At 69.9% G+C, this 17,321-nt stretch carries 11 protein-coding genes; 8 read left to right on the forward strand and 3 right to left on the reverse strand.

The window, feature by feature from the left end; translation table 11 throughout:
- Positions 1–54: 54 nt before the first annotated feature.
- The gene (locus AKJ08_RS05325) at positions 55–936 is read right to left on the reverse strand and encodes a DNA integrity scanning protein DisA nucleotide-binding domain protein (RefSeq protein ID WP_240475445.1); all 882 of its coding nucleotides are present in this window, start codon (positions 934–936) and stop codon (positions 55–57) included.
- Between the two features lie 221 nt (positions 937–1,157).
- Here AKJ08_RS05325 and dksA point away from each other — a divergent pair, with 221 nt between their 5' ends.
- On the forward strand, positions 1,158–1,520 hold the full coding sequence (dksA, locus tag AKJ08_RS05330) for an RNA polymerase-binding protein DksA (RefSeq protein ID WP_050725110.1): 363 nt from the start codon (positions 1,158–1,160) through the stop codon (positions 1,518–1,520).
- 90 nt (positions 1,521–1,610) lie between these two features.
- Here the strand turns inward: dksA and AKJ08_RS05335 are convergent, their stop codons facing one another.
- On the reverse strand, positions 1,611–2,519 hold the full coding sequence (locus AKJ08_RS05335) for an FHA domain-containing protein (protein WP_082342738.1): 909 nt from the start codon (positions 2,517–2,519) through the stop codon (positions 1,611–1,613).
- Between the two features lie 113 nt (positions 2,520–2,632).
- Positions 2,633–3,799, reverse strand: a complete 1,167-nt coding sequence (locus AKJ08_RS05340; protein ID WP_050725111.1) for an FHA domain-containing protein — start codon at positions 3,797–3,799, stop codon at positions 2,633–2,635.
- A gap of 209 nt (positions 3,800–4,008) precedes the next feature.
- Between AKJ08_RS05340 and AKJ08_RS05345 the strand changes: the two genes are divergently transcribed.
- The 7 genes from AKJ08_RS05345 to AKJ08_RS05375 all read left to right on the forward strand — a co-directional run bounded on the left by AKJ08_RS05345 (position 4,009) and on the right by AKJ08_RS05375 (position 16,975).
- Entirely contained in the window at positions 4,009–5,598 is a 1,590-nt protein-coding gene (locus tag AKJ08_RS05345) for a cation:proton antiporter (RefSeq protein WP_050725112.1), read from the forward strand.
- On the forward strand, positions 5,595–6,713 hold the full coding sequence (locus AKJ08_RS05350; protein WP_050725113.1) for an NAD-binding protein: 1,119 nt from the start codon (positions 5,595–5,597) through the stop codon (positions 6,711–6,713). Before AKJ08_RS05345 ends, AKJ08_RS05350 begins: the two co-directional genes overlap by 4 nt.
- Positions 6,714–6,853: 140 nt before the next feature.
- On the forward strand, positions 6,854–9,022 hold the full coding sequence (locus AKJ08_RS05355; protein ID WP_050725114.1) for a RelA/SpoT family protein: 2,169 nt from the start codon (positions 6,854–6,856) through the stop codon (positions 9,020–9,022).
- 74 nt (positions 9,023–9,096) lie between these two features.
- The gene (locus tag AKJ08_RS05360) at positions 9,097–10,320 is read left to right on the forward strand and encodes an ArsB/NhaD family transporter (RefSeq protein ID WP_050725115.1); all 1,224 of its coding nucleotides are present in this window, start codon (positions 9,097–9,099) and stop codon (positions 10,318–10,320) included.
- A 513-nt stretch (positions 10,321–10,833) separates the two neighbouring features.
- Positions 10,834–13,524, forward strand: coding sequence for a di-heme oxidoredictase family protein (locus AKJ08_RS05365; RefSeq protein ID WP_205624771.1), 2,691 nt, complete (start codon positions 10,834–10,836; stop codon positions 13,522–13,524).
- Positions 13,525–13,628: 104 nt separating this feature from the next.
- Positions 13,629–14,015 (forward strand): RidA family protein, encoded by a 387-nt coding sequence (locus tag AKJ08_RS05370; RefSeq protein ID WP_050725117.1) that lies wholly within the window; start codon positions 13,629–13,631, stop codon positions 14,013–14,015.
- A gap of 59 nt (positions 14,016–14,074) precedes the next feature.
- On the forward strand, positions 14,075–16,975 hold the full coding sequence (locus tag AKJ08_RS05375) for an amidohydrolase family protein (RefSeq protein ID WP_050725118.1): 2,901 nt from the start codon (positions 14,075–14,077) through the stop codon (positions 16,973–16,975).
- The last annotated feature ends 346 nt before the right edge of the window (positions 16,976–17,321 follow it).

Consider the following 17,321-nt stretch of genomic DNA (forward strand, 5'->3'; position numbering starts at 1 on the left):
AAACATCGCACGGTCCCGCGCGCCTTCCGGTTCCGTGGAAAGATCCGTCGAGATTCAGATCCGCCGGTGGGACTGATGGACCTCGAAGATGATCTCGCCGCCCCGGAAGATCCGCACGCTCCCGGAAGTCTGGGACACGACCACCGCGACCGCCTTCGTGGTGGCGGTCGTGATCGCGGCGGCGGCGTGTCGGGCCCCGAGGCCCAGGGGGATCCGCGTCTCCTCGCCGGCGGACTGGAGGTAGCGGCCGGCGGCGAGGACCACGCCGTCCTCCCGGATCACGAAGGCCCCGTCCAGCACCGAGAAGTTCTTCACCGCCTCGTGAATTCTCGGATCGAGGATGTTCCGCTCGGCCTCGCTCAGGCCCTGGAAGGGGTTGATCGTGAGCTGCTTCGACTTCTCGAGCACGGCGATGGAGTCGCCCATCACGAAGATGCTCCCCACCGGATGGCCCTCGAATCCCTCCTGGCCCACGGCCAGGGCGAGGGAGATCACGGCCTCGACCACCTGGGGGTCGAACTCGGGAGGCAACCGCAGGGACTCGAGCGGGACGGCGTCGTCCTCCTCCGCGCCGACCTTGATCCGCACCAGGGTATCGATGGAACGCTTGTGGCCGGTGAGGCAGAGGACCATGTCGCCGTCGTGCAGGAAGTTGCCGGCTGCCACCAGCGCGACCTTCAGCTTCTCCATCCGCGAGTATTCGTAGGGCGGGATGTGGACCGCCCGGAAGCCTTCCTCCACCAGATCCGCCACGAGCGGGGTGCTCGTCACCGCGTAGATCAGCTTCCGCTTCAGCGACTTGCTCCGGAGCTCCTCCGCGGGGAGCGGATAGTCCGACACGAAGAGCAGGTGATCGACCTCGCTCTTGGACGCCAGGGTCAGGACCGCCCGCAGGAGCTCCTTGTCGAAGCGGGAGATGGGGTCGGGAGAGGGCACTTCTTTTCGTTCCTTTGGATCGCCACGATCCGTCGCCTGCTGGCCAGCCGAGCAGGATAGAGGATGCTGGGCCCGGCCGCAAAAACCTCGTCCTTCCCGACACCTGCGTCGCTTGACGAGGTAGGGTGGCGCTGATAATGAAACGGGCCTTTTTCTCGGGGAAGGCCCGGGAGTAGGAAGGCCCTATCGAACTTTGCCCCTAAGGGGGCGGGGGAGACCCGGTGAACCAGAAGGACCTGAAGCGCTTCAAGACCATGCTCGAAGAGTCGCGGACCAGCCTCCTGCAGTCCGCGAAGCGGACCCTCATGGAGGAGTCCAACTTCGATACCGACGACTTGCCCGACGAGATCGATCTGGCGTCTTCCGAGTACAACCAGTCGATGGTCTTCCGCCTCCGGGACCGCGAGAAGTTCCTGCTCAAGAAGATCGAGAAGGCGCTGACCCGGATCGACGACGGCTCGTTCGGCGTCTGCGAGCGGTGCGAGGAGGACATCAGCATCAAGCGGCTGGAGGCCCGCCCGGTCACCACGCTCTGCATCCGCTGCAAGGAAGAGCAGGAGAAGAAAGAGAAGTCGTACGGCTAATCGCCGGCGGCATTCTCCATTGGCACCTTCCGGCCCGGCCGCGTAATCGTCCAGGCCGGAAGGCGCCCGAGCGGAGGCGCTTTCCCGGGATCAGGCGGACCGCAGCTCCACTCGGAGCAGACGGCCGCCCAGGAGGAGAGCGTCTCCCGAATCGAGAGGGGTCGCGGCCGTGAGGCGGACAAAGGTCCCGTTCGACGAGCCCAGATCCCGGATCCGCACGCCGTCCGGCGCCACCGAGATCACCGCGTGGCGGCTGGAGACGAAGCGATCGCCCGGAAACGCGATGTCGCCCTGCTCCCGGCCGACCAGGTTGTCGCCGGTCTCCAGGGGAAAGACCTCGCCGACGCCGCCCCCCTCGAGGAGCTGGATCAACCGCGCGCGATAGCCCGGATCCGGCGAGCCCCACATCCGCGTTCCTTCGGGCGTCAGCCGCGGCGCCGGCTCCATCGGCTCGATTCGGAGGAGCTGGCGGCCCAAGCGGAGGTGGTCGCCGGGGTTCAGCGTGATGTCGCCGCGAACCCGCCTGTAGACGCCATTCAGCGAGTCGAGGTCCTGCACGTGGAGCCGCTCTCCCATGTAGAAGAAGCGGCAGTGCCTGGGGCTCACGTACTCGTCCTCGGAGAGCCGCACGGGGCCGACGCTCCGGCCCGCGAGGAACTCGTCGCCGTCGAGGTGCCAGCTCGCCCCTTCGGATCCGTCGGGCTCGATCCCCACCAGGCGAGCCCGAAGGCGCGACGGGCGGCCGGATGCCGTCCCGTGGCTTCCCGAGGGGACCGACGCGCCGCAGCTCCCGCAGTAGGCGAATCCCGGGGGCACCAAGGCGGCGCAGGCCGGGCAGGTGCGCTCGTCGGGCCCCGGACCGAAGGCGAAGCCGGGCGATGCGCTCCGCACGATCTCCACCCGCCGCGGGCCGCGCGAGGTGCGCAGCTCGTGTCCGCACGATCGGCAGAAGGGGGCTTCGCCGGCGTTCTCCTTGCCGCAGGTGGCACAGAGGATCATGGGTGGCCTCGGACGATGGCGGTTGGCTTTCAGCCATAGCTGGCCGGCCGCCGCGCCGTCAACGCGCGCTGGTTCCCGCTGCGCACATTGGTTCGATTCTGCGCACGCTGACCTCACTCCACGCGGAGGATGTTCCTCCCCAGACGCACGGTGTCGCCGGGGTAGAGCTCCCGCTCTCCGTTCGGAGGCAGCCGGAGGAACGAGCCGTTCGAGCTCCCGAGATCCCGGAGGATCGCACCCGAGGGATCGTGGTCGAGCTCACAGTGCCGCGCCGAGATGAAGGGATCGTCGGTCAGGAGGATCTCGCCGAGCGCACGGCCGATCCGGACCGGCGCGGGGCGCGAGAAGATCCGACCGGGGATGCCGCCCAGGTGGACGAGCTGGATCCGGAGCAGCGTCCCCGCCGGGCGCGCGCTGCCGAGCAGGCGGGGCGCCGGATGGCTCGGCTGGGGCGGGGGGACCCGATCGAGGAAGCGGAGGAGCTTGTCGCCGATCGAGAACCACGCGCCTTCCCGGAGGACCTCCGGGAGGAGGAGCCGGATGAAGACCCCCGACGGCCCGCCTTCGTCCCGGACGAAGAGCCGCCCGCCGCGGTAGCTGAAGGTGGCCGCGAGCGGTGAGAGGGTGTCGTCCGAGGGGAAGCGAAGCGCGCCCACCGTGCGGCCTGCCTCGGTGTGCTCCTCGCGGAGCGGGAACGCGGTTCCGGACGCTCCCAGGCCGCGGAGGAGGACGAGCTTCACGCTTCCGGGCGCGAGCAGCCCTGCAGGCGGGCGTCTCGTGGCGCGGCCGGCATCGCTCCCGAGCCTCATGCCGCAGGACGGGCAGAAGTGGAGCCTCGCCGGGTGGGAGCGGCCGCAGCGCGGACAGTTCCCGGGCACCGAGGGGAGATCGACGCCGTCCACCGGTCCGAGGGTGTGGAGGGGAGCGGGGCGGGCCAGGATCCGGTCGGGCGCTTCGATCTGCGGCGCCTCCCGGAAGGCTGTCTGCTCGCCGAAGCCGCGGAAGACCGTCCGTTCACCGGGAGTGGATGGACCGGGGGTGGCGAGCCGCCCGGGATCGCCCGCCGCCGTCGGCCCCGGCGTCGCGCTCCGAGTCGACGCAGACCTCTCGGCCGTCTCCATCGGCCCGGGCGTGGAGGAAGCGGGCCCGTCGAAGGAGGGCGAGGCCAGCCAGAGGGCGGCCGTCAGCGTCTCGCCGCACGAGCGACAAGCCGTCACGCCGGGGTCGTTGTAGACCTCGCAGCGACAGACCGAACCGAGCCCAGCAAGCAGAGACGCCACGGCGCGGACGATACCATCCGCCGACCGTCGGGGGGCGCGCAAAGGCTGCCCGCCCCGCTGGAAACCGGAGGAGCCCGCCGCTTCCCCGCGGGTCCTCCCGCGCGAACTGCCCGACATGCCCCGTGCCGGTGCCGGATCCCATCCGCAACCCGGCAAACCGGCCCCGGGCCTCGTTGCTCGCGCCTTCCCGCTGTCCCTAGCTTGGCCGGGTGCAGATCGAGCTGAACGTCATCATCGGGCTCCTGGTCGCGGCCACCTCCCTGGCCATCGCCGCGAAGTGGATCAACGTCCCGTACAACGTCGCGCTCGTTGTGGGCGGCATGCTCATCGCGGTCAGCGGGATCCTCCCTGGTGTCCCGCGGTTCCGGCCGGAGATCGTCTTCCTGATCTGCCTGCCGGTCCTCCTCTTCGAGGGCGGCATCACATCCGACATCCGCTCGATTCGGCTCAACAGCCTGCAGGTCGGCCTCCTGGCGAGCCTGGGCATGCTCCTCGCGGTGGGCGTCTCCGCGGTGGCGTTCCACTTCGCGCTCCGCCTCCCCTGGGGCCCCGCCGTGTTGCTCGCCACGATCCTCGCCGGAACGGACACCGTCTCGGTGCTCTACGCCTTCCGGCGGGTCCCCGCGCCGCCCAGGCTCTCCGGGATCATGGAGGCCGAGGCCCTCTTCAGCGACGGCGTCACGCTGGTCTTCTACACCACGTTCTCAGCCGTGGTCCTCGGCACCGAGCCGCTGTCGATCCCCCGCATCGGCGTCGAGATCCTCTTCACCATGTTCGGCGGCGCCAGCGTCGGGCTGGCGGTGGGCATGACCGGCTCGTTCGTCATCCGTCGGATGAAGGATCCGCTCGCGGAGATCATGGCGAGCACCGCCGTCGCCTACGGCGCCTACACCCTCGGCGACGCCCTCCACGTCTCGGGTGCCATCGCCGCGGTCACGGCGGGCCTGTCGATCGGCGCGATCATGCGCGAGGCGCTCACGCCCAGGAGCCTGATCGGCCTCGGCTCGTTCTGGGAATACGCGTCCTTCGGCGTGAACACCTTCCTCTTCCTCTCCGTCGGGCTCTCCACCAGCCCCTCCTCCCTGGGCGGCCACGTCATCGAGATCCTGATCGGCTTCGCCGGCGTCACGCTGGGCAGGTTGGCGGCCGTGTACATCCCGTTCTTCCTCCTGCGCATGGTCCGGTTGACCTTGACGGTCCCGCTGCGCTGGCAGCACGTCTTCGTGGCGGGGAACATCAAGGGCGCCCTCTCGATCGCCCTCGCCCTCGGCCTCTCGGAAGGCATCCCCTACCGGCACGTGCTCATCGACGTGACCTTCGGTGTCACCTTCGTCTCGCTGGTGGGCCAGGGCTTCCTGCTTCCGGGCGTAGTCAGGTGGCTGGGGCTCGCCCATCGGGATCCGGTCGCCGAGGCGATCGACGAGGAGCAGGGCAGGCTGATCGCGGCGAGGGCGGCCCAGGCCGAGCTCGAGTCGCTCCGGCAGGTGGGGCTCGTGCCGCGACAGGCCTACGACGTCCTCCGCAGCGACACCCAGGTCACGATCGCCGGCGCCGAGCGCTCGCTTCGCGGGATCTACCAGCGGAACCTCGCCCAGAGCGCGACCCAGCTCCTCGCCAACCGGCGCCGGCTGATCGACGCCGAGCGCACGGCGCTCGTGGGAGCGCGGCGCTCCGGGATCATCGCGGAGCCGGTGGCGGAGCGTCTGCTCGACGAGGTCGACGAGCGCCTGCTCGACATCTCGAGGACGCTCTCCGGCGAGGAGGAGCTCGAGGAGGGGCAGCGGGGAGAGACGGCGTGAAGATCGTGATCGCCGGAGGCGGCCGCCTGGGCCGGACCCTCGCCGCCCAGCTCGTGGCCGAGCGCCACAGCGTCACCGTGATCGACCGGAGCCGGGAGGTCTGCGAGCGCCTCTTCGAGGACGTCGGCGTCGTGACGATCCAGGGGGATACCAGCGACGTGCGGGTCCTCGAGCAGGCCGCCATCCACAGCGCCGACATCGCCGCCGGGCTCCTGCCCAGGGACGCCGAGAACCTGGCCTTCGCGATGCTCACCCGGTCGCTCTCCAACGCCCGGGTCATGGTGCGGATGCTGGACGACTCCTATCGGGAAGCCTTCATCCTCGCCGGCGTGCGGGACGTGATCGCCGAGGCGCAGCTGGTGGTCGCCAAGATGACGACTGCCATCGAGTTTCCGCAGCTCGGGGGATCCCTTCCCCTCGTCGGCGGCGAGGTCGTGCTCTTCGAGATCACGATCGCGAGCAACGCCTGGGTGGTGAACCGGACCGTCGGCCAGCTCCGGGCGGATCCCGAGTTTCCGGTGGACTGCGTCTTCGTGGGCTTCGTCGACCCGGAAGGGAACTTCGAGCTCCCCGCCGGGAGCTCCGTGCTGCGGGCGGGCCACACCGCGGTGGTCGCGTCTCGCCGGGAGCACCTCGAGAAGGCGGTCGAGTACCTCGGCGCGGCGCCGACCGCCGACGCCGAGACCCGCTCGATGATCGAGAGCCTCAGGAAGGTCGACTTCCTCGAGCCCCTCAGCGATGCAGAGCTGGCCGAGCTGGCGTCCGAGCTCAGCCTCGTTCGCAAGGAGGAGGGCGATCACCTCTTCCGTCGGGGAGACCAGGGGGAGGAGTTCTTCATCGTCCTCTCGGGCGAGGTGGTCCTCACCGGCATCGAGGGCGTCGAGCACGCCGTCGGGCCGGGCGGGTTCTTCGGAGAGATCTCGCTGCTCACCGGCTCGCCCCGCTCGACCGACGCCAAGGCGACGCGAAACTGCGAGCTCCTGGCGATCGGACGCGAGGCCTTCGCACAGGTGGTCATGGCCAACCCCACCATCGCCCTCGAGATGAGCCGGATCCTGGGGCGACGCCTCGCCCGCGGCGCGCGGACCGTTTTCGAGAAAGGCCAGCCGCGGTAGCCTTTCGGGTTATCCGCTTGCCAACGTACGGGGCCATCGTACGATAGAGACGCGCCGCGTCGTGAATGGACGGGCAGGTCCGAAGCGTTGCCACCTATTGGGGGGGTGATAGGCTCCCTCTTCGAGTCGTCCGCCAACGAATGCTCCGCCTCAACGACATCCTCCAGCGGATCGCGGCCTACCATCCGGACCCCGATCTCGACATCATCAAGAAGGCCTACGTCTACTCGGCGAAGGTCCACCAGGGGCAGATCCGCAAATCGGGTGAGCCCTACCTCGTCCACCCCCTCGCCGTGGCCGGGATCCTGACGGAGCTCAAGCTCGACGAGGCCTCGGTTGTCACCGGCCTCCTCCACGACACCATCGAGGACACCCTCGCCACGATGGAGGAGCTCGAGGATCTCTTCGGCAAGGAGATCGCAGCGCTCGTCGACGGCGTCACCAAGCTCTCCCAGTTCCAGATCTCAAAGGAGGCCTCGGCGGAGGAGAAGCAGGCCGAGAACTTTCGCAAGATGATCGTGGCGATGGCGAAGGACATCCGGGTCATCCTGGTGAAGCTCGCCGACCGCACGCACAACATGAGGACCCTGGAGCACATGGCGCCGGCCAAGCAGGCGCGCATCGCCCAGGAGACCCTCGACATCTACGCGCCCCTGGCGAACCGCCTGGGCATCAGCTGGATCAAGACCGAGCTCGAGGATCTCTCCTTCCGATACATCCGCCCCCAGGAGTTCGAAGAGCTCGCGGGGAAGGTGGACCAGCGCAAGGCCGAGCGCGAGCGCTTCATCGACGAGACCTGCGAGATCGTCGTCCGGAAGATGCGCGAGAACGACCTCGAGGTGGATGTCTCCGGCCGCTGGAAGCATCTGTATTCGATTTGGAAGAAGATGCGCGCCCAGGGCATCGAGTTCGACGGCGTCCACGACATCCTCGCCTTCCGGATCCTCGCGCCGACGATCCCCAACTGCTACGAGGCCCTCGGCCTCATCCACTCGATGTGGAAGCCCGTTCCCGGGAGGTTCAAGGACTTCATCGCGATGCCGAAGCCCAACATGTACCAGTCGCTCCACACGACGGTCATCGGGCCCTTCGGCGAGCGGATCGAGGTCCAGATCCGCACCCGCGATATGCACAAGGTGGCCGAAGAGGGCATCGCCGCCCACTGGGCCTACAAGGAAGGCCGCACCGGCTACGGCAGGGACAGCGGCAAGTTCGCCTGGCTGCGGCAGCTCATGGAGTGGCAGCAGGATCTCAAGGATCCCAAGGAGTTCCTCGAGACGGTGAAGGTCGACCTCTTCACCGACGAGGTCTTCGTCTTCACGCCCATGGGCGAGGTGAAGGATCTGCCCCAGGGCGCCACCCCGGTCGACTTCGCCTACGCCATCCACTCCAAGATCGGCGACCACTGCGTCGGCGCCAAGGTCGACGGCCGGATCGTGCCCCTCCGCTACAAGCTGAAAAATGGAGACACGGTCGAGATCCTCACCAGCAACGCGGCGAACCCGTCCAAGGACTGGCTGACCTACGTCAAGACCAGCCGCGCGCAGACCAAGATCCGCGCCTACATCCGGGCGCAGCAGCGGGAGAAGTCGGTCTCCCTCGGCCGCGAGCTCCTCGAGAGGGAGTTCAAGCGCTTCGGGGTGAACCTCAACAAGACGCTCAAGGGCGACGCCGCCCCCAAGATCCTCCAGGAGCTCGGCGTCCGCGCCTCCGACGACCTGCTCTCAGCGGTCGGCTACGGCAAGGTCAGCCCGTCCCAGGTGCTCCAGCGCGTGCTGCCACCCGAGCGCCTCGCCGCCCCCGCCGAGGCCGAGGTGAGCGCCCCGGTGGCTCGCCTCACCGAGATCTTCCGGAAGGTCGCGGGCCGCGGCGCCCGGACCGGCGTGCGCATCAACGGCATCGACGACGTGATGGTGCGCTTCGGCCGCTGCTGCAACCCCGTCCCCGGCGATCGGATCCTCGGCTTCATCACCCGCGGCCGCGGCGTCACGGTCCACACCGAGGGCTGCGACAAGGTCCTCTCCACCGACGAGGAGCGCCGCGTCGACGTGCAGTGGGACGTCAGGGGCGAGTACAAGCGGCCCGTCACCGTGCGCGTGATGACCGCCGACCGCCCGGGCCTCCTCGCCGACATCTCGCAGAAGTTCTCGGCCGCCGGCGTGAACATCTCCCAGGCCAATTGCCGCTCCACCGGCGACGACCGGGCGGTCAACACCTTCGAGGTCGCGATTACCGACCTCAAGCAGCTCCAGGGCGTGATGACCGCCATCGAGCGCATCAAGGGAGTGTTCTCGGTCGAACGCGTCTAACGTCGCGCCGAGGAGCTCGAACGCAGTGTGACGCGCTCTGGACCCGGGCGCGTCAACGGTGGCAGAAGGGCGGCGTGACGGCCGCCCTCATCGTTTTCGCGATCACCTATCTCTTCATCCTCGGCCAGCCGCTTCCGTTCATCCGGCTGGAGCGGCCGGCGGCGGCCCTCGTCGGCGCAGTCGCGATGGTGGTCGTGGGCGCGGTCTCGCCTGCCGAGGCCTACCGGGACGCGATCGACTACCAGACCCTCGCGCTCCTCCTCGGGATGATGATCCTCACCGGCTATCTGCAAGCGGCGGGGTTCTTCCGCTGGGCGAGCCATGCGGTGATCCGGGGGGCCCGGACGCCCAGGCGTCTCCTGGCCGGGATCACCGTGATCTGCGCGGCGCTCTCGGCACTCCTGGTGAACGACACCGTGTGCCTGATGGTGACGCCGCTGGTGGTGCAGGTGATCGACGACTCGGATCTGCCCCCGCTGCCGTTCCTCCTGGCGATCGCCTTCGGGGCGAACGCGGGCTCGGCAGCGACACCCACGGGCAACCCACAGAACATGCTGATCGCGAGCCTCTCGGGTCTCTCGTTCCAGGAGTTCGTCGGCTCCCTCGGGCCGGCGGCGGTCGCCGCGACCGCGGTCGTGCTGCTGCTGCTCTTCGTCTTCTTCGGAAGGCAGCTCCCCGAGCGGCCCTTGGTCGGCGCGGAGCGCGAGCCTCCGGCCACGGATCGCGTCCTCCTGGCCAAGTCCCTCGTCGCCATCGTCGGCGTGGTGATCGCCTTCATCGCCGGCGCCAACCTCGCCTGGAGCGCTCTCGCCGGCGCTGCCTTCCTGCTCCTGGTGGCCGGGAACATGGGAGGGGAGGTGCTCCGCGAGGTCAACTGGCTGCTCCTCCTCTTCTTCGCCGGCCTCTTCATCGTCGTCTACGGGGTAGGGCAGACGGGCGTCGCCGAGAGGCTCTTCGACGTGGCGCCCTTGGCCGGGGCGGGCGAGGCGCGACAGGCGATCGCCTTCTCGGCGATCTCGATCGTCGGGTCGAACCTCTTCTCGAACGTGCCCTTCGTGATCCTGGCGGCCAAGTGGATCCCGGCGTTCGCCGATCCGTTGCTGGCCTGGAAGACGCTGGCGCTCGCCTCGACGCTCGCCGGCAACCTGACGATCGTGGGCTCCGTGGCGAACCTGATCGTCTTCGAGATCGCAGGGGCCCGGGGGAGGGTCTCGTTCTGGAGATTCCTCGGCTACGGGCTGCCGATCACGCTGGGAAGCACGGCCGCAGGCGTCGTCCTGCTGCTCCTCTTTCGGTGAGCGGGGGGCGGTGATCGCCCAACCAGGATCCGGGCGTCGGCTGCAGTCCACCTCAGCGTTCGAAATCGAACCTTGCGTCGAAGGGCTCGCTTGGCTAGGTTGCGCGCTGAATTTGAGAGTGCTTTTCAAGATCAACGAACACCATCGGTGAGGGGTTGCGCTGCCGATCGTCGGCCGGGGCGCACCTGGGCTTGGAGAATGAGAATGGTTCGCGGAATCAACATGGGTCGGAACGTGGGGGGAACGCTTCGGCTCCTCCTGATCCTGGCCCTGGCGTCCCTCGTGGGGTTGGGCACGGTGGCCTGCGGGACGGATCGCCATTCGCCGAAGGACGATTGGACGGACCCCGATCCGAACGGCCCAGGTCCAGAGCCCGAGCCCGAGCCGGAGCCGGAACCTGAGCCGGAACCTGAGCCGGAACCCGAGCCGGAACCCGAGCCGGAACCTGAGCCCGAGCCGGAACCTGAGCCCGAGCCGGAACCTGAGCCCGAGCCAGAACCTGAGCCGGAGCCCGTGCTCCCCACCGTCATGCTCGCTCTCCGGTCATCGGAGCCGGTCCTGACGATCCGCCGGGCGATCGTCGACGTGCAGGTCTCTGGCGAGCCGGCCACCAAGTTGACCTACGTGGTGAACGACGGTCCCGAGATCGACGCCGACGGGCTCGACGCCGATGGCCACGCCGTGATCGACGCGACGCCCTCGCTCGGCGAGAACCGCCTCGAGGTCCGCGCGTACGGCGCCGGCGCCGCCTACTCCTCCGAGTCCGTCTCGTTCACCTACGGCCAGATCGCCGCCGCAGGCGCCGCCCACAGCGGCGTGATCCGAGGCGGGCGTGTCTACGTCTGGGGCCGGAACACCAACGGCCAGGCGGGCACCGGCGCCGACGTGAACGCCGACCAGCTCACGCCCTTCCTCCTCGACACCCCCCGCGACGCGGCCTGGATCTCCTTCGCGCAGAACCAGTCCCTGGTGATCCAGCGCGACGGGTCGGTGTGGACCTTCGGCCAGAACGCGGACGGGCAGCTCGGTCAGGCAACGCCGGAGGCGCCGACCGTCGCCGCCACCTATCCCACGCCCACCCGGATCCCCTCGATCACCGACGCGGTCTCGGCCTCCATGGGCCTCCGCCACGCCCTCGTGCTCCTGGCGGACGGCAGCGTCGTCGGCTTCGGCCTCAACGCCATGGGCCAGCTAGGGGACGGCACCACCGCGTCGCGCAACCATCCGGTGGCGGTCCAAGGGCTCTCCGACATCATCAAGCTCGCGGCCGGCTCGGAGACCTCCTTCGCCCTCGACCGGAGCGGAACCGTCTGGGCCTGGGGGCGAAACCAGTTCGGCAACCTCGGGCAGGGCGTCGTCGACACGCAGCCGCATCCCCTGCCGGCGCCGGTTCCGGGCCTCGCGGACATCGTCGACATCGCCGCCGGCCGCGATCACCTCCTGGCCGTGCGGGCCGACGGCCTCGTCTTCGGCTGGGGCCTCTGCGCCAGCGCGCAGTGTGGGAACGGAATCGACGGCTCGGCCCCGGTCCCCACGCCGATCCAGGTCGCGGGCCTCGTGGACGCCACCGCCGTCTGGGCCAGCGGGAACTTCAGCCTGGCCCGCACCGCCGACGGAGCGCTCTGGGGTTGGGGCCAGAACTTCAACGGACAGCTCGGCCAGGGGGTCGACGGCCCCAACGCGGGGAACGGCGGCGGACATCCCAACACCGTGATCCCCACCCGCGCGGTCGAGGAGCTCGAGGGCGTGATCTCGCTGGCCCCCGGCGCCACCCACGTGATCGCGGTGCGCCGGGACGGGCGGGTCTTCGCCTGGGGGTGGAGCTTCCGCGGCACCCTGGGTCGAAGCGACGTTCGCAGCCAGTGGAGCTACGCCGCTCCCGTGGAGGTCGACTTCGAGACGGCGGCGGTAGAGGAGGGCGAGGCTCGGCCCGGCGGTCTCACCTCCGTGGACAATCGCTCGGCGCAGGCGTTCAACCAGCCCGCCGCCAACCTCGTCTTCGATCGGCGTACGCCCTTCGTCACCGGCAAGGAGCTCTTTCGGATGCAGTGGCTCCCCCGGGTCGATCCGGGGGAGGGCGGCGCCCGGGGCGGGCTGGGGCCCCTCTTCCATGAAAACTCCTGCGTGGCCTGTCACCAGGGCAACGGAAGGGGGGCGCCGGCGCGGGAGGGCGAAGCGCCGATCTCCCTCCTGGTCCGGATCGGCACGCCCGCCGATCCCGATCCGGTCTACGGCGATCAGCTCCAGCCGAGGGGAATCGACGGCGTGCCCGCCGAGGGCCGGGTCGTCGTCTCCTACCTGGAGCGGCGCGGCCAATACGCCGACGGCGAGGCCTACACGCTCTACGAGCCCCTCGTCGATGTCGTCGACCTCGCGTACGGCCCGCTCCACCCCGACGCGAGGCTCTCGGCCCGGATCGCCCAGCCGATGATCGGCCTCGGGCTGCTCGAGGCGGTCCCGGACTCGGCGCTCGACGCCTTGCTCCGGCGGAACCGCGAGGCGGGGAGGGGGATCGACGGTCGGACCAACCGCGTGTGGAGCGTGCGGCACCAGGCCTTTCGCACGGGCCGCTTCGGATGGAAGGCGAACCAGCCCGACCTCGAGCAGCAGAACGCCGCGGCATTCCTCGGCGATCTGGGCGTCACGAGCCCGCTCTTTCCGACAGAGCCGTGCACGCCCAGCCAGACCGCGTGTCTGGCGGCCCGCCACGGCGGCGCGCCCGAGCTCTCGCGGTCGGAGCTCGACGCGATCACCTTTTTCAGTCGCTTCGTCGCCGTGCCCGCCCGGGTCGGCGTCGACGATCCCGTGGTCCTGCGCGGGAAGGCGCTCTTTCACCGGATCGAATGCTCCACCTGCCACAATCCGACGTTCACCACGGCAGAGGTAGCCGGCACTCCCGAGCTCTCCGGCCAGACGATCTGGCCGTACACCGACCTGCTCCTGCACGACATGGGCGACGACCTCGCCGACGGCCGCCCCGACTTCGACGCCACCGGGCGCGAGTGGCGCACGCCGCCGCTCTGGGGCATCGGCCTCACCGCCACCGTCGGGGGCACGGCGCGCTTCCTCCACGACGGCCGCGCCCGCTCGATCGCCGAGGCGATCCTCTGGCACGGCGGCGAGGCGGAATCCGCCAGGGAGGCCTTCCGGAGCCTGCCCCGCTCGGACCGGCAGGCGCTCCTGGCCTTCGTGGAAAATCTGTAGGTCAGCGGTAGCGGTTCCCGCGAGCGGCGGTGTTATGGCTTCCCGTTGACGGGGCGCGAAGCCCCGCGTTAGCTAGGCCGGCCCTTTTTCCGAGGAGAACCAAGATGGCGCGCGACGTGATCCACTCCGACCAGGCACCCAAGGCGATCGGCCCCTATTCGCAGGCGATCCGAGTCGACGCCGGCAAGATGGTCTTCTGCTCCGGGCAGATCCCCCTCGACCCGGCGACCGGCGAGCTAGTGAAGGGCGACATCGTCGAGCAGACCCAGCGGGTGATGGAGAACCTCCGCGCCGTCCTGGCCGCCTCTGGCGCGGGCTTCGAGCACGTGGTCCGCTGCAACATCTTCCTCGCGGACCTCAATGATTTCGCCAAGGTGAACGAGACCTACGGCCGCTACTTCACCGCGAACCCGCCCTCCCGGGCGACCGTTCAGGTGGCGCGCCTCCCCCGCGACTCGCGCGTCGAGATCGACTGCATCGCGGTAATTTGAATCTCTAGCGCCTGCGGCCCGTCTCGTGCGGGTCTCCCCGCAACGTCGAGGGCCGTCCCTTGAGAAATCTCGCCGCTCTGGCCGCAGGCCTGCTTCTGATCGTCTCCGGCACCGCCTCGGCGGATGAGACCCTCTATTACGGAGGGTCGATCTTCACCGGAGAGGGCGAGGCCCCTTCTGCACGATGGTTCGTCGTGCGGGACGGTGCCTTCGCCGCAGTGGGCGACGACCCGGGCGTGCCGGAGGCCTGGGCCCACCTCGAGAGCCAGGTCGATCTAGGGGGCGCCTTCGTGGCGCCCGGCTTCGTCGACGCCCACATCCACTTCGTGGACGGCGGCCTCGGACTCCTCCACACCGACCTCGCCGGCCTGCACACCGAGGCCGACCTGAGCCGGGCGCTCGCGGAGGCGGAAGCCCGGGCCCAGGAGCGGGGCTGGATCCTTGCGCGAGGCCTCGTGGAAGGCGGCGCCGGCGCCGGTGAGGCGCTGGGGCACGTCCGCAGGCTCCTGGCCGACAAGGGCCCCGCCTTCGTGACCCTCGCGGGCGGCCACCACGTCTTCGTCAATCCGGCGGGCCTGGCGCGCCTGGGCATCGACGCCGGTACCCCGGATCCCGAGGGCGGCCGAATCGAGCGGGGACCGGACGGCACTCCGACCGGCCTCCTCGTCGACGCCGCGGCCTGGAGCGCCCAGCGCGCGGTGTACGAGACCTTCTCCCCGGGCCTGATCGCCCGCGCCATGCTGCGCGCCCAGCGCCGCGCGCTGGCCTTCGGCATCACCGCCATCGGCGACAACACCTTCTTCCCCGTCCATCTCGCCCTGTACGAGCGCCTCGCGGCGGCGGGCCACCTTCACCTCCGGGTGTCGGCGCGCTCCCTCGGGGCCGAGCCGATGACGCGCTTGCTGATGTCAGCGGCCGTTGGCCCGCGTGTCCGCTACTTCGGCGAGAAGCACTTCGTCGACGAGTCGCTCTCGCAGCCCGCGTTGGACGCGCCCGCGAAGCCCCCCGCGATGCCCCCCGCGATGCCTGGTGGCGAGCCGCACCTCACCCAGGCCCAGCTCGAGGAGACCCTCCTCTTCGCCGCCGGCGCGGGGACCGCCTTCCACACCCAGGGCCGCGAGGGAGCCGAGCGCCTCGCCGCCGCGCGCCTGGCGGTCGCGTCCCGGCGGCCTCCCGGCAAGGTCGACGTGATCGATCACTGCGGGAGCTGCGGGGGCGACCTCCCCGCCAAGCTGAAGCAGGCCGGCCTCCGGGTGACGGTGCTGCCCTCCCAGCTCTACGAGCTCCCCGCCTTCGAGAAGCGCTATGGCGCCGAGGCCACGCGGGACCTCCTGCCGCTGCGCGCGCTCTACGACGCGGGCCTGGAGCCCGCCCTCACCAGCGACTGGCCCCACGGCTACGCCGCCGATGGCACGCGGGAAGCGCTCGCGCCCCTCTCCCAGGTCGCCGTGGCGGTCTCGGGCCGCACCCCCGCCGGCAACGAGATCCCAGGCGCTGCGTCCCGCACGATCCCGCTGGCCGGCGCGCTCCGCGGCGTCACCGCGTCGGCCGCAGACACGATCGGCTGGAGTGACCTCGGCCGGATCGGGGAGGGTGCTGCCGCCGACTTCGTGATCCTCGATCGCTCGCCCTTCGGCATTCCTGCCGCGGAGCTCCACCGGCTGGAGGTCGACGCCACCTTCATCGACGGGATCCCCGTCTTCCGCCGCACGGACTCTCGTGAGGGCAGGGCGATGCGCGAGGCCATGTCGCGGGCGGAGGCCCTCTCCGCTTCGATCGCGTCGAATCCCGAGGACGTCGTGGACGATCCGCTCGGCGACGCAGAGCCGGTCGTCGCGCGGGGATCCGCGGATGGCCCGGGCGCGGCTCGGAACGCGGGCGCGACCCCCGAAGGCGCCCGGTTCGAAGATGGCCGGGGCGAGATGGACGCGGAGGCGACGCTCGACGCGGAGATCGCCTCGGCGTTCGATTCGAAGCCCCACTCGTGGAATCTGTCGCCGATCATCGGCTACGACCCCACCCTCGGCCTGTTCCTCGGAGCCTCCCTCTTCGTTCATTCCTTCGAGGACGAGGGTTGGAATGGGGGCGGCTCGGCCATGTACGCGGCCAGGCAGGAGTCCGCCCAGGTCTTGGGCAACATCCAGCGGCGCCGTGCCTTCGGCCCGGTCGCCGCCCACCTCGCCTTCCGCTTCGAGACGCTCCATACGAGCTTCTTCGGGCTTGGAAGCGACACCTCCGTCGACGACTCCGTCGAGACCCGGCCGACCTGGGTCGAGCTCCGTCCCGGCCTGAGGCTCCCGCTGGGGCGGCGCTGGGAGGCCGGCGTCTACGCTTCCTACGCCTGGCTGCGCGAGCGTTCCGCCGATCGGATCATCGAGCTCCAGGGGCAGAACGCCGGCGTGGTGAACGGGAACTACTTCGGCCCGCGTTTCGAGCTCGTCTGGGACGGCCGCGACAATCCCTTGTCCGCGCGCAAGGGCAGCTTGTTCTCGGCGTGGACCAACACCTGGCTCGTCCAGGGAGGCCAGGACGCGCCGCGTCTGACGATGGGTGCAACGATCGCTCACTTCGTTCCGCTGCGGGCCCCGGACTGGATCCTCGCCCTCCGCCTCGAGGGAGGCACCAGCGTCGGCGACCGCGGCTATCTCACCGACTTCACCCTCGGCGGCCAGGATCGGCTCCGCGGCTACTCGATCAGCCGCTTCCGAGGCGACCACGTCGTCGATGGCACCGCCGAGCTCCGCTTCCCGATCTGGCGCTTGATCTCCGGAGCCGCCTTCGCCGACGCCGGCCGCGTTTGGGCAAAGGGCGTCCCCGAGCCCGATCGCCCGCTCGTTATCTCCGGGGGCGGCGGCCTTCGCTTTGGCCTTCCTCCTGAGGGCCTGGCGAGGCTGCGCTTGGACGCCGGCTTCGGCCGCGACGAGTGGGGCATCTTCTTCACCTTCGGCGAAGCCTTCTGAGCCGGGGCGCCGCGCAGGCGCGGCAATGGAGCGGATGGAAACGATGAAGGGCCGCTCGGCTTGCTCGCCGGCGGCCCTTCGTCGTTGGCGTTCCACGAGGCGCTGAAACGAGAAAGGGCCGCGCGGCGTGTGCCGGCGGCCCTTCGTCGTGTGCGCCCAGCATGGGCGCTGTCTTGTCGGTGTAAGTCCGACCGAGAGGAGGTCATCCCGATCGAAGCGAACCGCAACTGCGGGAGGGTGACCGACCGTGGGGAGGAAGCGGGGAGCGAAACCGCGGGCCGATTTACAAGAACTGGATCCGAGGCGTCGCCGAGCGGGACGAGCGGGCACGAGACCGCGAAGTTCC

The organism is Vulgatibacter incomptus (genome assembly GCF_001263175.1).
In the GTDB taxonomy this organism is placed as follows: domain Bacteria; phylum Myxococcota; class Myxococcia; order Myxococcales; family Vulgatibacteraceae; genus Vulgatibacter; species Vulgatibacter incomptus.

What these genes read in the sequence shown, in the direction of transcription:
- AKJ08_RS05335 (WP_082342738.1), bottom strand. Translation starts at nt 2,519, where the DNA reads ATGATCCTCTGTGCCACCTGCGGCAAGGAGAACGCCGGCGAAGCCCCC.
- AKJ08_RS05355 (WP_050725114.1), top strand. Translation starts at nt 6,854, where the DNA reads ATGCTCCGCCTCAACGACATCCTCCAGCGGATCGCGGCCTACCATCCG.
- AKJ08_RS05370 (WP_050725117.1), top strand. Translation starts at nt 13,629, where the DNA reads ATGGCGCGCGACGTGATCCACTCCGACCAGGCACCCAAGGCGATCGGC.